This window comes from Paraburkholderia sp. EG286A (assembly GCF_040965375.1).
Taxonomy (GTDB): domain Bacteria; phylum Pseudomonadota; class Gammaproteobacteria; order Burkholderiales; family Burkholderiaceae; genus Paraburkholderia.
The window spans coordinates 1-280 of sequence record NZ_JBFRCB010000049.1; the positions used below are offsets into that span (position 1 = coordinate 1).

Below are 280 nucleotides of genomic sequence, written 5' to 3' on the forward strand. Positions count from 1 at the left end.
CGTTGTGCCCGCATCCTGTTGGGCGGCATCGAAGTTATGCACATGATCGTCAAGGGGCAGATGGACGATGGTGGTGTCGATCAGAATCCCGCACAGCAATTCTATTCACTGGCTGGATAACTAGTCCAGTGAACCAATGAAATTACACTGATCTAATGGTGCATGGGCAAAATGAATCTGAGTGAAACCGAGCGCGAAGAACTGATGTCGATGCAGCGCAGCCGCACAATGGCCGTTGGCGAGGTGAGGCGTGCACGGTTGATCCTGCTGCTCGACGAAG

At 53.2% G+C, this 280-nt stretch carries 2 pseudogenes; both read left to right on the forward strand.

Annotated features, from left to right (window positions below):
• Positions 1-120: pseudogene (locus AB4Y35_RS42195) on the forward strand (IS6 family transposase); the annotation flags it as partial.
• 42 nt (positions 121-162) lie between these two features.
• Positions 163-280, forward strand: a pseudogene (locus AB4Y35_RS42200) (IS630 family transposase); the annotation flags it as partial.